We start from the raw sequence: 4,362 nt of genomic DNA, 5'->3' as shown, positions 1-4,362 counted from the left end.
GACAGGACCCTCGACAAGTCCAATCGTTGCAGGTCAGCAGCACTCTCCACTTATTTGATCAAGACCCGGACGGCCCCACTCGCGAAAGCGCGAGGCTAAAGCGGGTGTCGCAGGTTCGAATCCTGCCGGGGGCACAAGGGAAAAGGCCCCGGATCGATCGGCGGTTTCTAGGGGTTTTTGACATCCACTCTGCTTCAGCTCAGCAGGGTCCCCACGCTTGAAGCACCCAGGCTTCCCAAGCCCAGAGCGCGGGTCCGATTCGCGTCACCCGCTCCAGGCCAAGGTCAGGGAGATGGTTCCCAACCTGGGCCGTGGTGTTGACTGGTGCCGCATCAGGCGACGTTCACCCTCAACGCAGCGACGACCTGAGTCAGCCGCGCTGGTGCTGAACGGGCGCGGGTGGTGTCCTGCTCATGTACCAACCCGCGACGCGGGGTCCGACGAGGTCGGACGGCCAGCCTGCCGTCTCGACAGCGGCATCGTAGACGGCGTCACCGAACGCCACAATGGCCTGGTGCGGGTCCGCTGTCTCCCTGAGCTTGGCCCACGGCAGACGGACCAGACCAGCGTCGGGATGCCAGGCGGCGCCCTCAACGCCCCAGTACCGGTCCCCGAGACCATCGGGCTGGGGCCAGATGTACGCGTACATGCCGACGTTCGGCGCCTTGGCATCCCCGAAGGAGAATCCCACCGACACGTACGCGTCGAGCTGGGCGTTCTGCATGAACGGCGGCTGGTGGGGAGGCGGCACGGTGGGCTGCGCCCGGTAACGCGTGGCGGACAGGTCGAAGCCGCCCCACATCACGCCGACCCGGGGGCGGTGTCCCAGGAAGGGTGCCTGCCACGCCTCGAGCCCGTCAGCGGCGAGGTTGAACGCTGTCCAGATCAGCCGGGCCGCGTGGCCATCCCAGGTGCGTTCGACCTGATCGTCCTCGAAGTGCGGCGGGGCATCCGGAATCTCACAGATCAACGAGGTGCGCGGTCGGTGTATGCCGAGCTCGTCTGCCGCATCGCAGAAGGACGCATAGAACGCGGCGACTGATCCCTTGGACAACGGCACCGTCCGCGAGCCGTTGTCGGTCTCGATGACTACGCCACCGTCGAGCAAGCTGTAATGCACCGCGAAGGTCAGGCCTTGCTGCCGAAGGGTCGGCGTACTGAGCCCCCGGGGGGTGACATCGAGGACGATGTTTCCCCAGCCGACTTCGAAGGGCTCGTCGAGGGTGTACTTGCCTGCGACCTGTACCACCCGGTTCACGTAGTCAACCGTGGGCGCCAGGTCCTCATAGGCCAGCGTCGGCCATGCACTGAGACATTCGCTCACAGGGAGCCTCCCAGCGTGTTGATGGGATCAGCGGGACGGGCATCAGGTGCTGCGCCCGCCCCATGCGGCAACGGGCGAGCCTCGACACCGAACTGCGATCCAGTACCCAATTCTCACACGCAGGTCAGGGTCCTGCCCGCTCGGTGGCACCGGGCGTCCGACGTACTGAGCCGGCAGCCGCGTGTCTTCATGACGGCACGGTGATCAGCTCCCGCCATTGCCACGGACCCGCCATCGCGGCTTGCTCTGGTCGACGTCAGGGATAGCGTGGCTGAGGCCAGTGAGGGTGCAGCGAGACACACGCGCGCCTGCGCTACACCGCCGCCGCACCCCCGGCCGACGTCGGCTGCGCACTCCGGGCCGCCTGCTCGGGCTGCTGCGCCGGCGGCACCTCTTGCAGGTACTCGGTGACCTCGGCGGCGGTGTAGGAGGAGGTGAAGGTGAACGCGCGGGGGGACGGCCCGTGCGCCCGCAGGTCCGCCAGCCGCTCCAGGGCCTCGTCAACGGTCGGGAGGTGACCGGCGGGGACCCACCAGAGCACCAGGTGCGCCTCGACGTGCCGCTCGAACCAGTCGCGACGCCGCTGCATGGCCTCCAAGTGCCCGCTGCGGTAAGTGAAGTCCCACAGGGCTTCTTGGTTCTCCCACACCGACAGCGTGACGATGACGTTCTCGCCCGCCGGGCGCAGGCCGGTGGCGTCGGCCTCCCCCTCCTCCGCAAGCCGCCACACGAAGCCGGGCGCACCGTCGGCAGCGGCGTTGACCGGGTCGAGCAACTCGACGAACGGCGCTATGCGCGGGTCGTCGAGGGGGTATCGGAGCGTGGCGACGTTGAGGTGGGCGAGGTGGGCGGCATGCCTGGATGCGGTCATGACGTCATCCCAGCATGGCTCACTTTTCTATGTCAACGCTGATTGTTTTTAGAGTCCTCGATCACCACGCAACACGCCCCCGGCCGGGCATCCATGCGGGCACGGACGGGACCGTCCGTGCCGAGCAGCCCCTCCAGCAGCGCGAGATTCATGCCGCAGACCAGCGGCGGGAAGCGTTCGGCGACAGCATGGAAAGGGCAGTTGCGCATACGGACGACGCGCGCGCCCGTCCCGGACGCCGCCTTGGCGCCGTCGGCATCGTCGGCGGCCTCCACGTGCGGCTCGTAGCCGCGAGCGGCCAGCATCTCCATGGCCTCTTCGAGACCACCGCAGGGTGCCGCCGCGCCGCGCAGGGCTTCACCGCGGCGGCGCGCGGCCGCACAGAGACCGGCATCCAGCCCGGCCTGCTCGGCGGCCTCGGCGAGCAACTCGGCGGCGGTGCGATAGTCACGGGCGGGCAGCGACACCGCCCGCTCGGCCGGCGCTCGCGTATACACCTTGGCCGGGCGGCCCGCCCCCGGCCCCGCGCGACCCGTCAGGCGGCGGCTGCCGCTCTCCAGCAGCCCGACCTCGGCCAGCCTGTCCAGATGGTGCGCGGCGAGCGTGCGCGCCACCCCGACCGCCTCGGCGGCCTCATTACGGCCGACCTCGCGGCCCTGCGCCACCACGTACTCGTACAGGCGGCGCCGCACCGGATCCTGCAACGCCGCGATCGCGTCAATGTCTTTCACACGGCCATTCTAGAAACGACACACATTGGAGATAGAACCGCGGGACGCAGCCCCGGCCGGCGCACCCTGAAGAACACCCTCAGCCGGCCAGCTGCCCCCTCGCCCCACCGCGACCATCGTCGCCTCGCACTCCGCGCCTTCCGACGCGCTCCGGGTGCCCGGCGGCGGCGCTTGAGCGCGGGCAGGCAGGCCCTGCCGGCACTCGCGCGCGGCGCCGGCTCCCGCACCGCCGCCCTGGCACCGGTGTGCCGTGTCCGCCGTGCCCGCCGTGGCCGAGGGCCGCGGCCGGAGTGGCCGTACCAGCCAGGATCAGCGCAACTGTGAGGGACGGCGGGGCGAGATTCGCTCTCACGGGGACTCCTCACGACGGTGCGGCGCCCGGGCTCGCCCCGGGCCGACGACGAACTCGAGCGGTGCTCATCGAAACGCTCCACCCACAGCACCGACCCCTGACACACCGCAGGACCAGAAATCACCACTCGATCGTCTTCGCCGCCCGCCGCCCGCCGCCCGCCGCCCCCGTGAAGCGTGCCTGCCGCCCAGGAGAGGGCGGCTCACCCGTCGTTGGTTCGTGTCGGGTCAGCCGACGCAGCCGGTGACGATGACGGGACTGCCGTCGCAGTTGGTGGGGATGTTGTCCCTGATCTGTGACCGGGTCCCCATGAACTGGGTGTCGGTCCACACGCCGCCCGGTGCCGTGGTGGAGGCGTTGTTGTTCACCTCACTGTGATCGAGCGTCACCGTACCGGAGTCGTTGTAGATGCCGCCGGCCTGTGCGTTGCCGGAACCGTTCGCGCTGTTGCGGTCGACCTTGCTGTCCCGTAGCACCAGCGTGGCGCCGGGGTAGTTGATGATGCCGCCGCCTACGCCGTTTGCGCCTCCGACGACGTTTCCGGAGACCTCTGTCCTGATGAGCGTCAGCGTGGACGCGCTCCCGTTCGCGATCCCGCCGCCGTTCGTGCCTGCGGTGGTGTTGTTGATGATCTTGCTGTTGATGAACTGCGTGGTGCCGCCGTCGAGGTCGATGCCCCCGCCGTCGCCATTGCTGCTGTCGTCCGTGGTGTTGTTCTTCAGGATCGTGTTGCGGTAGACCGAGTCACCGCTCTCATGGTCGATGGCCCCGCCAAAAGACCCGGTGTGGTTGCGGTCGAACACGACCCCGTCGGTGGTGACGTTGCCGTCCGACTGCAGGCCTCCGCCCATGCTGCCCGCGTTGTTGAAGGTGAACTGGCTGCGGGTGATGTCCGCCGTGGCTCCTGACTCGACATCGACGCCGCCTCCCTCGGTGCCGGCGGTGTTGTTGTCGAGGGTGACATCTTTGAGCCTCAGCGTGCCGGAGCTGTCGACGAGGATGCCTCCCCCGTCATCGGGTGCGTTGCCGCCGCGGATCGTGACGTCGTCGAGCCGGAGGTCACCGGTGGAGGTGACATGGAAGA

3 protein-coding genes and 1 pseudogene are annotated in these 4,362 nt (G+C 68.9%); all 4 read right to left on the bottom strand.

The window, feature by feature from the left end:
- Window positions 1-370: 370 nt before the first annotated feature.
- Window positions 371-1,324, bottom strand: a complete 954-nt coding sequence (locus tag ABZ845_RS31770; RefSeq protein WP_360986963.1) for a DUF5996 family protein — start codon at window positions 1,322-1,324, stop codon at window positions 371-373.
- Window positions 1,325-1,637: 313 nt separating this feature from the next.
- Window positions 1,638-2,195: a DUF3291 domain-containing protein gene (locus ABZ845_RS31765; RefSeq protein WP_360986960.1), complete on the bottom strand. Its 558-nt coding sequence runs from the start codon at window positions 2,193-2,195 to the stop codon at window positions 1,638-1,640.
- 32 nt (window positions 2,196-2,227) lie between these two features.
- The gene (locus tag ABZ845_RS31760; protein ID WP_360986957.1) at window positions 2,228-2,926 is read right to left on the bottom strand and encodes a transcriptional regulator; all 699 of its coding nucleotides are present in this window, start codon (window positions 2,924-2,926) and stop codon (window positions 2,228-2,230) included.
- Between the two features lie 579 nt (window positions 2,927-3,505).
- A pseudogene (locus tag ABZ845_RS31755) lies at window positions 3,506-4,362 on the bottom strand (hypothetical protein); the annotation flags it as partial.

This window comes from Streptomyces sp. NPDC047022 (assembly GCF_040644155.1).
Lineage (GTDB): Bacteria > Actinomycetota > Actinomycetes > Streptomycetales > Streptomycetaceae > Streptomyces.
The sequence above is the reverse complement of the archived record's forward strand: the minus strand, read 5'-3'. Positions and strand labels throughout refer to the sequence as shown.